General features: G+C 62.7%; 13 protein-coding genes. 8 read left to right on the plus strand and 5 right to left on the minus strand.

The annotated features are described in order from the left end of the window. Positions 1-42: 42 nt before the first annotated feature. The 6 genes from LB513_RS16555 to mgrA all read left to right on the plus strand — a co-directional run bounded on the left by LB513_RS16555 (position 43) and on the right by mgrA (position 6,075). The gene (locus LB513_RS16555) at positions 43-939 is read left to right on the plus strand and encodes a carbohydrate ABC transporter permease (protein WP_224664577.1); all 897 of its coding nucleotides are present in this window, start codon (positions 43-45) and stop codon (positions 937-939) included. Beyond that, positions 936-1,859: a carbohydrate ABC transporter permease gene (locus LB513_RS16560; RefSeq protein WP_224664578.1), complete on the plus strand. Its 924-nt coding sequence runs from the start codon at positions 936-938 to the stop codon at positions 1,857-1,859. The genes LB513_RS16555 and LB513_RS16560 overlap by 4 nt, the downstream gene beginning before the upstream one ends. A 5-nt stretch (positions 1,860-1,864) precedes the next feature. Beyond that, entirely contained in the window at positions 1,865-2,959 is a 1,095-nt protein-coding gene (locus LB513_RS16565) for an ABC transporter ATP-binding protein (protein ID WP_224664579.1), read from the plus strand. A gap of 50 nt (positions 2,960-3,009) precedes the next feature. Beyond that, a complete protein-coding gene (locus LB513_RS16570) occupies positions 3,010-3,756 on the plus strand; it encodes a sugar phosphate isomerase/epimerase family protein (RefSeq protein WP_224664580.1) in 747 nt (248 codons plus the stop codon). A gap of 11 nt (positions 3,757-3,767) precedes the next feature. Next, a complete protein-coding gene (locus LB513_RS16575; protein ID WP_224664581.1) occupies positions 3,768-4,910 on the plus strand; it encodes a Gfo/Idh/MocA family protein in 1,143 nt (380 codons plus the stop codon). A gap of 118 nt (positions 4,911-5,028) precedes the next feature. Next, positions 5,029-6,075 carry an L-glyceraldehyde 3-phosphate reductase gene (gene mgrA, locus LB513_RS16580; protein ID WP_224664582.1) on the plus strand — a complete coding sequence of 349 codons (1,047 nt, stop codon included), beginning with the start codon at positions 5,029-5,031 and terminating at the stop codon, positions 6,073-6,075. Positions 6,076-6,149: 74 nt separating this feature from the next. Here the strand turns inward: mgrA and LB513_RS16585 are convergent, their stop codons facing one another. Beyond that, entirely contained in the window at positions 6,150-7,244 is a 1,095-nt protein-coding gene (locus tag LB513_RS16585) for a serine protease (RefSeq protein ID WP_224664583.1), read from the minus strand. 398 nt (positions 7,245-7,642) lie between these two features. Between LB513_RS16585 and LB513_RS16590 the strand changes: the two genes are divergently transcribed. Continuing rightward, positions 7,643-8,731, plus strand: a complete 1,089-nt coding sequence (locus LB513_RS16590; protein WP_224664584.1) for a trypsin-like serine peptidase — start codon at positions 7,643-7,645, stop codon at positions 8,729-8,731. A 154-nt stretch (positions 8,732-8,885) separates the two neighbouring features. Then, the gene (locus LB513_RS16595; protein WP_224664585.1) at positions 8,886-10,712 is read left to right on the plus strand and encodes an MORN repeat-containing protein; all 1,827 of its coding nucleotides are present in this window, start codon (positions 8,886-8,888) and stop codon (positions 10,710-10,712) included. Positions 10,713-10,773: 61 nt separating this feature from the next. Here the strand turns inward: LB513_RS16595 and amrB are convergent, their stop codons facing one another. From amrB to LB513_RS16615, 4 genes are all read right to left on the minus strand, one after another. Next, complete coding sequence (amrB, locus tag LB513_RS16600) at positions 10,774-12,438, minus strand: AmmeMemoRadiSam system protein B (RefSeq protein ID WP_224664586.1); 1,665 nt, start codon at positions 12,436-12,438, stop codon at positions 10,774-10,776. Positions 12,439-12,641: 203 nt separating this feature from the next. Beyond that, positions 12,642-15,662, minus strand: a complete 3,021-nt coding sequence (locus tag LB513_RS16605; RefSeq protein ID WP_224664587.1) for a caspase family protein — start codon at positions 15,660-15,662, stop codon at positions 12,642-12,644. Between the two features lie 15 nt (positions 15,663-15,677). Next, positions 15,678-16,379, minus strand: a complete 702-nt coding sequence (locus LB513_RS16610) for a hypothetical protein (protein ID WP_224664588.1) — start codon at positions 16,377-16,379, stop codon at positions 15,678-15,680. Then, positions 16,376-16,753: a VirK family protein gene (locus tag LB513_RS16615; protein WP_224664589.1), complete on the minus strand. Its 378-nt coding sequence runs from the start codon at positions 16,751-16,753 to the stop codon at positions 16,376-16,378. The genes LB513_RS16610 and LB513_RS16615 overlap by 4 nt, the downstream gene beginning before the upstream one ends. Positions 16,754-16,758 lie beyond the last annotated feature (5 nt).

The following is a 16,758-nucleotide window of genomic DNA, read 5'->3' on the forward strand; positions in this document are numbered from 1 at the left end:
GGACAGAGCGGTGGGGCGGTGAAAGCGGAGAAAAGACCGAGGATGCAGAAGAGCTGGAGACGCGGATTCCATCTGCCCGCCGTCATCGGCACCGTACCGATGATACTCGTGGCCGTCGGCGTGTTCGTGATCGGCGTCGGCTTCTCGGTGCTCTGGTCGTTCACCAGTTCCAAGCTGTTCCCGACCTATGACTTCGTCGGTCTGGCGCAGTACAGGCGCCTCTGGGCCGATAATCGCTGGCTGATTTCGGTCAACAACATCTGGTTCTTCGGCCTGATGTCCATCACATGCAACATGCTGTTCGGATACCTGCTTGCTGTCTTCATGGACCAGCGCATCCGCCAGGAAGACCTGTTCCGCTCGATTTTCCTCTATCCCTTCGCCATGTCGCTGATCGTCACCGGGCTCGTCTGGCAATGGGTGCTCGATCCCAATCTCGGCCTGCAGGCGGCAATGCGCAATTGGGGCTGGTCGAGCTTCAGCTTCGCCCCGCTGGTCAGTGCCGACACCGCGCTCTACGCGCTGGTGGTGGCGGGCATCTGGCAAGGCTCGGGCGTGACGATGGCGATCCTGCTCGCCGGCCTGCGCGGCGTCGACGAGGAGATCTGGAAGGCGGCGAAGGTCGACGGTATCCCGACATGGCGCACGCACGTCTCCATCGTGGCGCCGATGATGAGGGGCTCCTTCGCCACCGCCTTCGTTCTCCAGTGCGTCGGGGTCGTGCGCGTCTATGACCTTGTCATCGCCATGACGGGCGGCGGTCCGGGCATCGCCACGTCGATGCCCGCGGTCTACGTCATCCAGCTTATCACCGTCCGGCAGAATGTCGGCCAGGGCATGGCGGCGGCGACGATGATGCTGCTGCCCGTGCTGGTAGTCCTGGCTTTCGGCGGACTCGTCGCATGGCGGCGAAAACGCCAGGGGGAGACAGAAGCATGAGCGCCGCCCCGATCGCGATCCAGGAACGATCGGACCTCGCTGACGTCAGGCCCTACGGCCCCAAGCCGCGTCGGATGTCGCCCGGCCGTATCGGCATTTATGCCTTCCTTATTGTCGCGGCCCTCTTCTTTCTCATCCCGGTCTACATCATGATCGTGACCTCGCTGAAGGGAATGCCGGAGATCAGGCTCGGACATCTTTTCAGCCTTCCCCACGAGCCGACCTTTCAGCCCTGGGCCGACGCCTGGCTGCATGCCTGCACAGGCCGCGACTGCAACGGCCTCAGCCCAGGGTTCTACAATTCGGTGAAGATCACACTGCCGAGCGTGGCCATCTCCATCGTCTGCGCTTCGATCAATGGCTACGCGCTCACCTTCTGGCCATACAAGGGCGCCAACCTTCTGTTCGGCCTGCTCGTCTTCGGCGCCTTCGTCCCTTATCAGGTGGTGATTTATCCCTTGATCATCGGACTGAGTTCGGTCGGGCTGTTCGCGACACTTCCCGGCATCATCATCGTGCACACGATCTTCGGAATGCCGATCCTGACGCTGCTGTTTCGGAATTTCTACGCCGCACTGCCGGCCGAACTTTTCAAGGCGGCGCGGGTCGATGGCGCGGGCTTCTGGCGCATCTTCTTCTCCATCATGCTGCCGATGTCGGTGCCGATCGCGGTCGTCGCCGTCATCCTGCAAGTCACCGGCATCTGGAACGACTTCCTGTTCGGCATCGTGTTTGCCGGGCGGTCCAACTGGCCGATGACGGTCCAGCTCAACAACATCGTCAACACCACGACCGGCGTGAAGGAGTACAATGTGAACATGGCAGCCACGATCCTGACGGCGGCCGTCCCCCTTGTCATCTACTTCATTTCCGGACGATGGTTCGTGCGCGGCATCGCCGCCGGCGCGGTGAAAGGGTGATGGATATGGCCGCGACCGATACCAGCGTGTCGATCCAGGACCTGTCGTTGAGTTTCGGCGCCGTGACCGTGCTGCAAACGCTCAATCTCGATGTCGCCGATGGCGAGTTCATCGTGCTGCTCGGGCCATCGGGCTGCGGCAAGTCGACCTTGCTCAATTGCATCGCCGGCCTGCTCGACGTCTCGGGAGGCCGCATTGTCATCAAGGGCAAGAATGTCACCTGGGAAGAGCCCAAGGACCGCGGCATCGGCATGGTGTTCCAGTCTTATGCGCTTTATCCGCAGATGACGGTGGAGAAGAACCTGTCGTTCGGCCTGCGTGTCGCGGGTACTCCGAAGGACGAGATCGCCAAACGCATCGCAAGGGCAGCCGAAATTCTGCAGATCGAGCCCTTGCTGCAGCGCAAGCCGACAGCGCTTTCCGGCGGCCAGCGCCAGCGCGTGGCGATCGGACGAGCACTGGTGCGCGATGTCGATGTCTTCCTGTTCGACGAGCCGCTGTCCAACCTCGACGCCAAGCTGCGCGCCGAGCTGCGCGTCGAGATAAAGCTGCTGCACCGCAAGCTGCAGAACACGATGATTTACGTCACTCACGACCAGATCGAGGCGATGACGCTGGCGGACCGGATCGCCGTCATGAAAGGCGGCGTCATCCAGCAGCTCGATGCGCCGCAGATTATCTACAACCGACCGGTCAATCGCTTCGTTGCCGGCTTCCTCGGGTCGCCGGCGATGAACTTCCTCGACGGCAGGCTGGAAAACGCTGGTGGCGGATGGCACTTCTTGGCGGACGATCTCAAGATACCGCTCGGCACCTACCACTTCGATCGGCAACCGGCGCCCGGCCCAACCGTGTTCGGCATCAGGCCCGAGCATGTCAGTCTGAACAGCGGAACGGGCTGGCCGTTCTCAACGGCTGCCAATGTCGAAGTGGTCGAACCGATGGGCTCCGACACGCTGGTCTGGCTGAGGCTTGCCAAGCAGAATTTCAGCGTCCGGGTCACGTCGGAACGCACGCCCCGGAATGATGAGCCGGTGACGGTCGGCTTCGACCCGATGCGCGCCTCGCTTTTCGACACCGTAACAGGCAGCCGACTCTAGTTTCCGAGATCCATCACCAACACATCCCCCAAGCAGAACGGACAAAGACGATGAACTGGTCATTCCAACTCTACAGCGCCCGCAATTTCCAGCCCTGGGAGGGCGTGCTCGCCACGCTGGGCAAGCTCGGCTACACCGAGGTCGAGGGCTTCGGCGCGGTCTACGCCAATCCGAAGGCCTTTCGCGCCGAGCTCGACAGAAACGGCCTTGCCATGCCGACAGGGCATTTCTCGATCGACGCGCTCGAGGGCGATTTCGACGGCGTGCGCAGGACCGCCGACACGTTGGGCATCAAGCTGCTGATCTGCCCTTACCTCCTGCCAGACGCGCGGCCTTCCGATGCGGCCGGCTGGCGCGCCTTCGGCGAGCGCCTGGCGAAGGTCGGCGAGACCGCGAAAGCCGCCGGTTACGGCTTTGCCTGGCACAACCACGATTTCGAATTCAAGAAACTCGCCGACGGATCGATACCGCAGGATCTGATCTTCGCCGCGGCGCCCGAGATCGGCTGGGAAATGGACGTTGCCTGGGTGGTGCGCGGCGGCGACGACCCGCTGAAGTGGATCGAGAAATACGGCAAGCGCATAGCTGCCGTCCATGTCAAGGACATTGCCGGGGTAGGCGCGGGGCTGGACGAAGATGGCTGGGCCGATGTCGGCCACGGCACGATCGACTGGGCCGGCCTGATCAAGACCCTGCGCGCCGAGAGCGGTGCAAAATACTACATCATGGAACACGACAACCCGAACGACCTGGAGCGCTTCGCCCGCCGTTCGATCTCTGCCGCCAAGACCTATTAGGAGCAACGGGCATGGCAAGGAAATTAGGCATCGGCGTCATCGGCTGCGGCAACATTTCGAAGGCGTATTTTTCGCTGGCGCCGCTGTTTCGCGGCATCGAGATGCGCGCTTGTGCCGACATCAACATGGACGCTGCCAGGGCGCGGGCGAAGGAATTTGCACTGCGCGCCGAAACGGTCAACGCGCTGCTCGGGGCGGATGACATCGACATCATCGTCAACCTGACCATTCCAGCCGTTCACTATGAGGTGTCGAAGCAGGTGCTGGACGCCGGCAAGCACGTCTATTCGGAAAAGCCGTTCGTGCTGTCGCTCAAGGAGGGCCAGGATCTCAGGGCGCGGGCGCAAAAGAAGGGGCTTCGCATCGGCTCGGCGCCCGATACCTTCCTTGGGGGCGCGCACCAGCTGGTGCGTGCGCTGATCGACGAGGGCCGGCTCGGTAAGATCACCAGCGGTACCTGCCATGTCATGGGTCACGGCATGGAGCACTGGCACCCCAACCCGGATTTCTTCTTCCAGCCCGGCGCGGGGCCGGTGCTGGATATCGGGCCCTATTACATCACCAATCTGATCCAGCTGATTGGACCGGTGAAGAAGGTCGCGGCTTTCGCGACGACGCCGGCTAAGGAGCGCATTATTTCATCGAAGCCGCGCGCGGGTGAGAAAATTCCCGTCAACACACCGACGACGATCCATGGCATGATGGAATTCGAGAACGGCGCGGTGATCACGCTCAACGCCAGCTGGGATGTCTGGGCGCACGGTCACGCGCCGATGGAACTCTATGGCGAGGCCGGCACGGTGTTCGTACCGGACCCGAATTTCTTCGGCGGCGAGGTGCGCTTCACTGACGAGGGCAAGCCGGTCAAGAAGCTGCCAAACTGGAAGCATCCGTTCGGCGTACCCAACGAGATGCACGGGAATGGCATGATGGCCAACTACCGCACGGCGGGCCTCGCCGACATGGCTCTGGCGATCATGGAAAATCGCCCACACCGTTGCTCGATGGAACTGGCCTTGCATGCCGTCGATATCATGACCGGAATTCTGCGCTCCGGCGAGACTGGCAAATTCGTCGCCATGCGCACCACGTGCGAGAGGCCGGCGGCGCTCGGTGTCCAGCAAGCCAAGGAGCTGCTGGCAAGGAAGACGTAGCCATCTGTTTCGTCCCTCTCCCGGTTCCTGCCGGGACAGGCTAAGAGAGAGGAACAGAGCCTGCCCGCACCGTTTCGTCGGCGTCGGCCAACCGGCTCGCTGCGTTCGAGGATTTCCAATGCCCTATACTCCCGCCGAAAACCGCTACGAGAAAATGATCTACAATCGCTGTGGTCGCTCGGGGCTGAAGCTGCCGGCGATCTCGCTTGGGCTATGGCATAATTTCGGGGACGACACGCCGCACAAGACCAAGCAGGCCATTGTTCGCAAGGCATTCGATCTCGGCATCACGCATTTCGACCTCGCCAATAATTACGGCCCGCCGCCCGGCTCGTCGGAGACCGCTTTCGGCGAGATCCTGCGCACCGATCTTGCCGGCTACCGCGATGAACTGATCATCTCGACCAAGGCCGGCTATGAGATGTGGGCCGGCCCTTACGGCGAATGGGGCGGGCGCAAATATATGCTGGCCAGCCTGGACCAGAGCCTCAAGCGAATGGGTATCGATTATGTCGATATCTTCTATTCGCACCGTTTCGATCCCGACACGCCGCTGGAAGAAACGATGGGAGCCCTCGACCACGCCGTGCGCTCGGGCAAGGCGCTTTATGCCGGCGTGTCGTCCTACAATTCGCAGCGCACGCGCGACGCCGCCGACATACTGAAGCAGCTTGGCACGCCTTGCGTCATCCACCAGCCGAGTTACTCGATGCTCAACCGCTGGATCGAGGATGACGGTCTGCTCGATACGCTGGACGGACTTGGCGTCGGCTCGATCGTGTTCTCGCCGTTGGCGCAAGGCATGCTGACCGACAAATATCTCGGCGGCATCCCGCAAGGCAGCCGCGCCTCCCAGGGCAAGTCGCTGAAGACGGCGTTCATCAACGACAGGACCGTGGCCAACATCAAGGCGCTCGACGCCATTGCCGGCAAGCGAGGCCAGACGCTGGCGCAGATGGCGCTCGCCTGGGTGCTGCGGAGGGGCAGGGTGACCTCGGCGCTGATCGGCGCCAGCCGGCCTGAACAGGTCGAGGATTGCGTCGGCGCGCTCAAGACGCTCGACTTCAGCGACGCCGAACTCGCCGAAATCGATACCTATGCGCGCGAGTCCGACATCAACCTGTGGGCGGCTTCAGCCGAACGCAAAGGTCCGGCGAGGAAGTAGAATTCATCAGGAGCCGGCAAACAAACGGCGGGAGACGCTCCCGCCGTTTCAAGTCGATGCGCAAATATCGCGGCTCAGGGTGTCTTTGGCTTCTGGGCGGTTCCCAGGCCGGGCTTCGGCTTGACCGGCGCCGGAGCGGACGACTTCACCTTGCCCTCGATCCAGCCGGTGTAGTTGGCCAGCCGGGTGTAGATGCCATAGGCGTCCTCATGGCCGCAGGCAGCACTTCCATCGGCCGGGCCTTCGCCCCAGCTCACCACGCCGACCTGAACCGGGCTGCCCTTTACGGCCATGAACAGCGGACCGCCGCTGTCGCCGTTGCAGGCATCGCGCACGCCGCTTGTGGTGCCGGCGCAGATCATGTTGCTGGTCAGCGGGTCGTTCATGTCGGCGGCGATCGCGTTGGCGGCAGCCTCGATGCCCTTTTCCGAGTAGCGCATGCGCCGGGACAGATCGCTCAGTGCCGCCTTCAGATCACGCGCATAGATCGCCTTGATGCCGGTGTTACAGGCGCTGTTGGGCTGCAGGTCGAGATCGGCGACCATCAGGGTGGTTGGAAAGGTGCCGTCCTGCATCTTGCCCCAGCCCGTTACGGTCGTCTTACCCTTGTCAGGCGTCGCTTCATTCGCAAGCTTGATGGTCGGTGCATCGGCCGGGCCGGCAAGCCGGAGCAGGCCAAGGTCGTTGTCGAGCGTCTGTTCGCTGTAGCCCTCGTGGACGATGACCTCCACCACCTTGTGGCGCTTGCCTTCGCTGAGATCGGTCGCTCCAGTCAACACGGTGATCGAATCGGGTGAAACGGGCTCACCGTTATCCTTGAGACAGTGCGCGGCCGTTAGAACCCATTGCGGCGCGATCAGGCTGCCGCCGCAGAACTGCGCGTTTGCCTGCGACGCGGGGCTTTCGTCCAGCCTGTCGGTGGTGAGCAGCGCGACCTGGAACGGATAGGCGCCTTTCTCGGCCTCGGTGCCCCCATAGACGCGATCGGAGCCGTCGGGGTTCTCGGCCGCCGCCTTTGCTCTTGCCTCAATCACCCGCTTCATGGGCGAGACCGCGGCTTCGGGCCTGGCGGTATCGTCGGCCCGGCTGGCGTCGGGGATGGTGAGGGCCGAGACTATGGCAAGCATCGACGCGGCTACGAGCGGCCTGAACCGATTGGTTATGTGCACCTGAGACCTCCTGAGACAGTGTTTCGAGCAGGCCGGCGTCGGACAATGCGCAGCGAGGCGATGCCGGTTTCGATATCCGGACGCGCGCCGAAGTCATTCGACGCACGATCGGTCCGAACCGAATCCCACCTTTTTGCCGCCCGTGCCCGCGAGCAGAACCCGCGCAGATCCTATAGCCCCCCACGGGCTACCTGGAAGCGATTTGTCATTGCCAATCTAGGATTATTTTAGGCAGTATACCGTCGCTGGGGTTTTTTGGCGGGGGCCTTGAAATGACCTTGCAGAACAACGATCGGACTGGTGGCCGGTGAGGAAACTCATTTTCAGGTCTCACCACGATCTCGACAATATTTCTGTATTTTGATCCAGTCCTTGCTGACTTTTGGGAGAGTCTCACCATGACAAAACTGACAAACGCACTTATTGCGTCCGCATTGCTTTCCACCGCAATGTGGGCGGTTCCGGCGTTCGCCGCCGACCCTGGCTCCGCCAGTCCCGGTAATGGCGAAAGCACGCGGGACGCGGCTTCAGGCGACTACAAGCCCGGGCGGGCAAAGCCTATCGCACCACCGAAGCTGACCGACGAGGACAGCCGCGCGGCGCCGCTGGCCGACGAGGCGACGGCCGTCAAATCCTATGGCGTTGTCGGGCGTTCCGCCGATGGCAAGGAGATTAAGGTCGAGCCGACCGAGGCATTGCGGGACCTCATCATCAAGGAATTGAACGCGCCGGCCAATGGAGCAGAAGGAGCTCCTCGCAAGACCGAGGATCCAGACCTTGGCGAAGGCGAAGCCGGACGCCAGGTTTTCGGGGCCGATGACCGGGTGCAGGTCAAGAACACGAAGACCTATCCGTTCTCGGCGATCGGCTACCTCGAGGCCAAGTCGAAGAGCGGCTATGGCAGCTGCTCGGCGACGTTGATCGGTCCTCGCACTGTGCTGACCGCGGCGCACTGCCTCTACAGCAACGAGGACAAGGACTGGCTTTCCGACTATCTGTTCGTGCCTGGCCTCAATGGCAGCACCGCCGATGACGCACCGTTCGGCGCGTTCGAGTATGAAAGCGCCTATGTGCTGCAGGGGTTCATCGACAACTACCAGGGCTATTATGGTTCGGTCATCCCGTGGGATCTCGGCATCGTCACCCTGAAGCAGGATGTCGGCACCAATTTGGGCTGGCTGGGCTATGCCAATTATGAGGATCTGGGCGACTTCACCGCCAACCTCGTCGGTTATCCCGGCGACAAGCCGACGGGCACGATGTGGAAGGCGAGCTGCGAAGTGCATGCCGAAAACATCGCGCCGGAATATTTCCAGTATGACTGCGACACCTTCCCGGGGTCCAGCGGCAGCTCCGTCTATGCCTATGACAACAACTCCAAGCAGCGCATCGTCACGGGCGTCAATGTGGCTGAAAGCCCCGATGCGAACACGGCGGTCCGCCTGAACGCTGCCAACGTCGAGTGGATCAACAGCCTTTATAAATAGGCGCCGAGGCAACGCGATATCGGACAAGGGCGGCGGGTCGATCCCCCCGCCCTTTTTCGTTGCACGCATGCGATGGGGCTTCCCTTGCAAGAGGTCGGATGGCCGACTACGCTTGGCCGGCAAAGGGGTTGGGGTATCCATAGGGGGCTAGGGGATGGCGCGCGCAAGGGCAGTGTTGGGGATAGCTGCAATTCTGGGCGGACTGATCCTTTCGCCGGCCTTTGCGGACAAGGCCGGCGCACCCGCCGGCGGGACGTGGGCGCAAAGGGTCCAGATCCTGTACCAGTCCGATACGCGCTCGGTGCTGAGGAGGTCGGTCCGCGTCTGGGACTTCCATCCAGAAAGGAACCTCGACTTCATCTGGGAACCGGCGGCCGGCCAGTCACCCGACCGGACGATCGCCGAGGACGGGACGATCAACGGCAGGGGCAGGCTGGTCTGGCGCGTCCGCGGCTCCGCGAGCTACGACCCGAAGACTGTCTATTCCAGCTATTTCGGCGAGATCAGGGATGGCCGGGCGGACGGCCAGGGCCGGCTCGAGATGCGCTCCGGGGAGATTTGGGAGGGTCATTGGCGAGCCGGCGTGCTCGATGGCGCCGGGATCCATGTCGACGCCGACGGCAATCGTTATGAGGGCCAGTTCGCCGCCGGCCTGGCGAACGGGCAAGGCCGGCTGACCATGGCCACCGGCGAGATATTTGTAGGTCCCTTCGTCGACGGCCAGAGGAACGGCAAGGGCCGGACCCGGCTTGCCGGGGGGACGGTCTATGAATCGCAATGGGTGATGGGCAGGGAGGTCGACGGCTCACGCCCCGATATATTGGCCGACGCGAAGGTGGGCGGCCTGATCAAGGCGCAGACCGGCGGCGGCGCAGCCGACAAGGTCGAGATCGGTGTCGCGGTCGACCAACGCATGACGCAGCAGGCCGACATGCAGTACCAGCACGTGGTGCGCGACGAGGACATCGCGATCTATCCGCAGGCGGATGAGTACAATGACAGCTGGAACGGCACCGGGGAGATCACCACCGGCAATGTCTATGGCGGATTGGACTGGGACGACACGCCGGCCTTCGCCGAAGTCGACCTGAAGACTACGGATAGGTCCAAGGTCAAGCTCGACAGGCTGGAGATGAAGGTCGCCGCCAGCGACGCCTATCGCAAGCCGATGCTGTCGATATCCGAGCATTTCGGCTGCGTCGGCTTCCGCCCGGATTTCTCGATCATCAACAATGGCTGGGGTGACGCCAAGGACATGAAGATGTCGATCCAGTTCACAAACGTGGACGAGGAGGGCAATCCAACCGGCGACCCAAGCCGGATGTTCACAAAGGACATCGGTAGCATCGGCGACGGGGCCGACGTGTCGATCAAGAGCGTTTTGACCGAGGCCGGAGTCGATACGGCAAGCCTGGAGACGGGGCGTTTTCCGTGTCCCTCGGTCGACAGTCTCAATGTCTGCCGCAGCCAGCTGACCAACAAGATCAAGTTCGGCCAGGTTGCGGACTATCTCGGCAGCATGCAGCAGGCGCTGACGCTGAACGCGATCGGCAAGTTCGACTATTCCTGGGCCGATGACGAAGGCCATGTCTATCAGCAGAGCGAGCCGTTCCGCACGCAGATCACCATGGCCGTCTTCGAGACGCCCGAATCGATGGCCGAATGCGGCGATGGCGGCGGCGGAACTCCGGAGGCGATGCGCTACCAGAACATCGAATTTCCCATCGGCAAGCATGACTACACCATCGCCATGCCGATGCGTGGCAACAAGAACGTCAGTTCCTACACGGCGCGATTGAAAATGTGGTCGTCCATGTCATCGATCCACCGTTTCAGCATCGCGGCCCACTTCGCCGACGGCAGCGTGCGCGAAAGCAAGCCGGTGACCTTCTTCTATTTTCGACCGAAACAATCGCTGTTCGAGACCAAGACCGAACCGGCCGCCTGCTATCTGCCGCGTGAAATGCTTGGCTGCGGCTAGGGTGTATTGGATATCAGCTGATGCCCGCCTGCCGTGACTCGCAATTCGCCCAGGCGCGCGCCTACTTCCGGCCCATCTCAAAATAGTTCGGCAGCGGGATGAGCCTGGTGAAGACCGTGCCCTGGGCGAAGACGCGCAGTTCCAGCATCGAACCCGAGGAGCGCTCGGCTTTCTGGTCGAACAGGAAATTGCCGAGCGAATAGACCTCCGCGACATCGCCGCCGGCAAGCGGCACGATCGCGTCGCTCGACACATGGGGATGGCCACCGGCGATGACCAAAGCGCCGCGCAGCCGCATCTCGTCGGCCAGCATGGACTCGCGCGCCGATGGCTCGGTCTTGTATTCGCGGCCCCAGTGGACGAAAGCCACCACCGGCCGTTGCGCATTCTCGTGCAGCAGCCGGTCGAGCAGCGCCGGGGTCAGCAGGTCGGTGTTCTTGGAACCGTTGGTGTCGATGTCGGTCAGACCGATAAGATCGACATCGGCAAGCGCGAGCGTCTCGCCCTGGCCGAAATGCGGGATGCCCGCACTGTCCAGTGCGCGCAAGGTCTCGGCATAGCCGGAAGGGCCGAGATCATAGGCATGGTTGTTGGCGAGACTGACGCCGGCGACGTGCAGCCGCTTCAGCATAGTGGCAGCAAGGTCTTCCGGCATGGCCAGCGTCATATCGTCGATGGCTTCGGGCACGTTGGGCAGGATGACGCCTTCGAGATTGACGATCAGAGGCCGCGATCCGGTCAATGTGAGGATGTCCTCGACGATCCTGTCGGCAACGCCGTCGCGGATCAGGATCTTCTTCATGGCGCGGCCGAAATTCACGTCGCCAGCGAGGTAGTAGATCCTGTCCTTTGACCGGGCCGGATTGTTGAAGCCGGGACCAAAGGCGCCGAAAAACGCCACCACATAGCTCGTCGTCCGCTCGACATAGTCCGACGTGTGTTCCTGCGAGTTCTCATTGGCGACCACCAGTGGCTGGGCCCCGAACAATTCGCGTTGCAGCCTGGTCTGGATGTAGAGCGCGCCGACGGAATCTGCATGATCGGGCTGGCGAAGCACCGCTATGCCGTCAAGCGAACCGGCGGCCAGCATGGTCAGGGATTGCTGGTCGAAGCGGCGAGCCTCGTGCTGGGGCAGGTAATGCGAAAAATCCGTCGATTCGACGATCAGCGTGTCCTGGTCGACGATCGGTTTCAGCGCTTCGGCGAGCCTGTCCCAGTCGCGGCGCTTGGCCTTCACCGACATCGCCACCGGCACGATGCGCGCTTCGGGGAAATAATGGTGCAGGAACGGCAACAGAGCCCGCACGCCGTGCTCCTTGTCGAACAGGCAGGACTCCTCCACCATGTCGCCGTTCGTTTCGAGTTGGCGCACCGCCTGAATGTCGGTCACGACGGGGCCAAGCACGGTGTCGAAGCCCCGCGACGTCGTGGCGTAGAGCTTGTGCGTCTTGTGGAAATGGTCCGGCGCCAGGATGACGATGCGCTTGTAGCGATAGCCGGATGCCGCGTGGAAACCGAGCGCCACGAGGTCAGCCGCCAAAAGATGATGCGGCACGGTGATGCCGGTCAGCCGCTGGTTGGAGGGCGGGACATCGGCGACCGCTGTCATTGCACCTTTGAACAGCGCGGCGTCGTCGTAGAAGGGCGGGAAGTTTGCTGTGCTGGGTGGGCAGACGACAGGGGCGGCGAAGGCGGGCAGCGAGAGGGTGAAGACGAGGCACAGCATTGCGATAGCCGTGAAAAAACGCGCGAGAAGGCCCCCCTCTATCCTGCCGGACATCTCCCCCTCAAGGGGGGAGATTATTCTCCTCACCGGCGGGGCATCGTTGGAAGCATTGAGAGTTGGCGAAGGCTGAGGTGGCAGCCGATCTCCCCCCTTGCGGGGGAGATGTCCGGCAGGACAGAGGGGGGTGCCTGGGCGCAGCCCCCTCATGGCTCGGCGAGCACGATGTTCTCCACGCCGCCGACATAGTAGAACGGCTTCTGCTTCGAGGAGGTCAGCCGCATTACCTCGCGCGATATGAAGTCGGCGAGGCCGAAGAGGGTGACGCCGCCATCCGATGTCCTGGCCTTGCCGCGCAAGCCTTCGAGAACCGAATAGGTGAAGACGCCGTGGCCGAGTTCGGGCAGTTCGGCGGCGGTGTTGTTGGCGGCGGTGGCCGAAAACACCACGATACGGGCATCCTGCGCGTCCTTCTCCAGGCGCGGATTGAAGGCGTTGGCGGCGTGGCAGGTGTCGAGCAGCATGAAGCGCATGCCCTTGGCCCGCTCGACCGATTTCTGGATGTCTCCCCAGTCGACAAGCGAGGACCGCTTCCAGCGCTCGACGTCCTGTTTGCGGCCGTCGGTGGGGATGAAGTAATAGTCCTCGTCGATGTTGATGCCATGGCCGGCGACGAAGATGATGGTGGTGTCCTGCTCGCCCGGCCTGTCGAGGAAATCGGCAAGCTGGTCGTCGATCGTATCGGAGTCCGGCTCCATGATGTTATCGGCGCTGGCGACGGCGTAGGTCTGCCTGGCTTTGTCGGGCTTCCCGTCCAGCGCTTCGCGGTTGACCAGCACCAGGGTTTCCATCGACGAGAACAGCGGCGCCGATTTCCTGGAAATCACGTCGAGGAACTCGGTGGCGTCGTCGACGGAATAGCGCAGGTCACAGGCCCGGCCCGAGCAGGCATCGGTCAGGAACGGATATTTGTCGACGCCGATGACCGCGACATAGAGCTTGCCCTTGGCCTGCGCCTTCTCGGTCTTCCTTGCCAGGGCCGTCACGCTGCGCTCGGTCAGATATCCAAACTCGTTGGTGCCGGTAACGCGGATCGTGTTCTCGCCGTTTTCGACCGGTATCTCGACAATGGTGCGGTCGCCATCGACCGAGCGGGTCGTGATGTCGCCGACATTGCGGCTGTTGGACAGGATCGAGAAGCCGGTCACATCGGCGCCGGCCTCCTTTGCTCCCGTGATCTCGACCGCGACATAGCCATCCCGGACCTTGCTCTGGTCGTCGGCGACGCGGACCCCGAATTCCGGCGGCTTGCGCTGCAGCAGCTTGCGCAACTCGTTGTCGACCCCCGGCCGCATCTCCTTGACCGCCTGCTTGGCGCTGCGCAGGATGATCGCGCGCCGAACCATTTCCGGGCTCCAGAGGTATTTCTTCAATTGACCGGCCCGGATGAAGCGGCCTTCATGATCGCGGCCCTGGTTGACCTGCCAGCCGATCAGCTTGTCTCCCTCGTCTGAGGAGTAGTAGTAGCCCTGCGGCATCCAGGCGATCCATTCCGAGCCGGCAAAGAACATCGACACGATCAACTCGTGCGTCTTCAGGTTCCATAGCCTCAGCGTCTGATCGGCGCTGCCGGTGACCAGCAGGCCGGCCTCGGGTGAAGCGACCAAGGCGTTGATCTCGCCTGTATGGCCAATAAATTCACCGGAGACTTTTGCGGTCGCTGTCCGGTATTCAAGCAGCGTCCCATCATTGCCGCCGGTGATCAAACCGAGCCCGCCGCCGATCAGCGTATAGGCGGAATGGACAAAGCCGTTGGTGGCGTCGTTCTCAATGCTACGAACCACCTTGCCGGCATTGGCGATCTCCAGCACCGCGTTTTCAAGCGCATTCTTGCCGCCGGGGGCGGCGTCAAGCGCCCATTGGCCCTCTCCCAGGGAGGCGCGGGCAAACGAGCCGGCTCCCCCGATCGGCTGGGGCGCGTCGAAGAACCGCTCCGTTGTCGGAAGTTCCAGCTTCTTGTCCAATATGCCCTGTTCTTCGGGACAGGCCACGCGGGCGGGGCACGCGTTAGCGTTGCCCCAGGCGATGACACCATTCGACGCATCGATGCCGACGGCGGTCACTGGTTCCCCCAATCCCTGCAGCAGGGCCTTGCGTTCGCCGGTCGCCGGGTCCCAGACCTGAATGGCGTTGCGCGTCCCGCCGGCTGTCGCCACCAGCGAGCCATCGGCGTTGGCGGTGCTGGCGCGGACCGTGCCGTCATGACCGGCATAATCCCGCGCCTTCTCGCCGGTCTCGATGTTCCAGACGGTGGAGCGATGCCTGTCGGCGCAGCGGTAGCCGCAGGACGCGACCAGGCGAGCGCCCCCGGCGAAGGTCAACGAACCGATGAGAAAATCCTGCTTTGGCATGGCACGCGCCAAGGTGCCGTCGGCGGCATGCCAGATATCGACCTGCCCGTCATTGCTTCCGGTGGCGAACAGGCCGCCGTCCGGTGACACCGCCAGCGCCATGACGCTGATATCGCGCAATGGCTCGGCCTCGGCCGGCAAGGGGATCTCCTCGCCCTTTTCCACGTCCCAGAGGCGAATGCCATTGTCGGTGGTGGCGGCCGCCAGGCGCGTCCCCGCGGCGGCGAAGGCGAGCTTGTCGATGTGCCAGGAATCGGCGTCAAGTTTCTTGTCCAGGGTCCATCCAGTGGCGGACTTGTCGTCCTGTTTCCACAGGTAAACGACGCCGTCGGCGCCGCCGGCGGCCAAAATCCTGCCATCGGGAGAGAAGGCCAGGTCATAGATTGCGTAGTCCGCGGCTTTGAGCACTGCCTTGATCTTGCCTGTGGCGAAGTCGAAGAGCCTGATGTCGCCATAGGGCGGCTGGTCGCCGAGGCTGGCGCCGAAATAGCCTCCGGCGGCGATCGTCTTGCCATCGGGCGCGACGGCGACCGCAAAGATCTTGCCGTCGCTGCCATTGCCGAGATAGCCGCGAATGGTGCGCAGCGTCACCCCGCTCTGCCAGTCCCAGATGCGGATGGTCTTGTCATCGGAGGCGGAGACGATGTCCTCGCCGTCGGGCGTAAAAGCGAGGTCGGTGACCTGCGCGGTATGCCCCCCGGTATCCAGATCGAGATGGAAATCCGGCGTATCGCCGGCACGCGCAGGATTTATGGCGCCCAGGCCGAGCATCGCCAGCCAGCACACAGCAAGACAAAACGCCGGACCGGTCTTCATGGCTCGATCCTGTCGTCAGTTCGGCGAGGATGATGATGCAGTGCCGACATATTTTTCGACGGCCTTGGCGAAGGTGGTCGAGCCGGCCTTGCGCTGCCGATCGATGTAGCCGGCAAAGTAACTCCAGAACGAGACCGCGTAGTCATGGAAATAAGCGTCGGCGACCTCGCGCGAACAGACATTGCCTTCGACGCAAAAGGAGAGGCGGTTGAGGAAATAAAGGACCTTGTCGAAATCGGCGGAGAATTCCCCCAGCGGCTCGTCGCCGCCCGTGGCGGACATCGCCTCGATGCCGATGCGCTGCCGGTAAACCTTCTCCTCGGCGGCGGTCGGATTGGCGCCGAGCAGCGAGCTGTATTTTTCGTTGAGCGCCGCCAGGCGAGCTTTCAAAGACTGCTGGGCCTTCTGGTAGTCGGGCGTTTCCCAAAGCTCGACCAGGCCCATGGACTGCGAGACGCGTTGTTCCTCGCGCGATTGAAGATACTGCACCACCGAGAAAAGCGCCCCGATGATCAGAACGAAACGCACGCCAAGGCCGGCCCACGCGTCGATGATGGTGCGCCAGTCACCATCGGTGAACGGATTGGCATCCTTCTTCGGGACCTCGACCGGCGGAGGCGCCTTCTTCCGCTCCGGACGACCGGAAATCGCCAGGCTCATCTCGGGCGATGCCTGTGCGATCGGCTCGCGGGTCGACTTCGGTTTTGGCTCTTTCATCCGCAACGCCCCAGATCGATCTTGGCCGAGGGGTCGAGCACAAGGCCCGGCTCCTTGAGCTTCTGCCGCAGGCAACCGAGCTGCTGGCGCGAGATCATGAACTGTACATCCGGCTCCACGGTGCCCTTGGTGGGCGAGGGCAGGGCTTCCACCACGCCGCGCGACGCGCAATTGCTGAGATCCACCGCGACGGCCTCGTTCTTGCCCGTGGCAATCTGGTCATATTGATCGAGGAAGCAGCTCGCCAACTCGGAATTGATGACGATTTCCTTGGCGCACAATCCGCAAGGCTCTTCCGCCCACGCGTTTGACATGACGAGCATGGCGCTTAGGCCGCCAACCGCGCCAATCAGCTTCAAAATAGAGTTTCTCACGATAG

Origin of the sequence: Mesorhizobium sp. ES1-1 (assembly GCF_020164785.1) — a bacterium.
GTDB lineage: Bacteria > Pseudomonadota > Alphaproteobacteria > Rhizobiales > Rhizobiaceae > Mesorhizobium.

What these genes read in the sequence shown, in the direction of transcription:
- mgrA (WP_224664582.1), top strand. Translation starts at nt 5,029, where the DNA reads ATGCCCTATACTCCCGCCGAAAACCGCTACGAGAAAATGATCTACAAT.
- LB513_RS16590 (WP_224664584.1), top strand. Translation starts at nt 7,643, where the DNA reads ATGACAAAACTGACAAACGCACTTATTGCGTCCGCATTGCTTTCCACC.
- LB513_RS16555 (WP_224664577.1), top strand. Translation starts at nt 43, where the DNA reads ATGCAGAAGAGCTGGAGACGCGGATTCCATCTGCCCGCCGTCATCGGC.
- LB513_RS16560 (WP_224664578.1), top strand. Translation starts at nt 936, where the DNA reads ATGAGCGCCGCCCCGATCGCGATCCAGGAACGATCGGACCTCGCTGAC.
- LB513_RS16595 (WP_224664585.1), top strand. Translation starts at nt 8,886, where the DNA reads ATGGCGCGCGCAAGGGCAGTGTTGGGGATAGCTGCAATTCTGGGCGGA.
- LB513_RS16570 (WP_224664580.1), top strand. Translation starts at nt 3,010, where the DNA reads ATGAACTGGTCATTCCAACTCTACAGCGCCCGCAATTTCCAGCCCTGG.
- LB513_RS16610 (WP_224664588.1), bottom strand. Translation starts at nt 16,379, where the DNA reads ATGAAAGAGCCAAAACCGAAGTCGACCCGCGAGCCGATCGCACAGGCA.
- LB513_RS16575 (WP_224664581.1), top strand. Translation starts at nt 3,768, where the DNA reads ATGGCAAGGAAATTAGGCATCGGCGTCATCGGCTGCGGCAACATTTCG.
- LB513_RS16605 (WP_224664587.1), bottom strand. Translation starts at nt 15,662, where the DNA reads ATGAAGACCGGTCCGGCGTTTTGTCTTGCTGTGTGCTGGCTGGCGATG.
- LB513_RS16565 (WP_224664579.1), top strand. Translation starts at nt 1,865, where the DNA reads ATGGCCGCGACCGATACCAGCGTGTCGATCCAGGACCTGTCGTTGAGT.
- amrB (WP_224664586.1), bottom strand. Translation starts at nt 12,438, where the DNA reads ATGCTGTGCCTCGTCTTCACCCTCTCGCTGCCCGCCTTCGCCGCCCCT.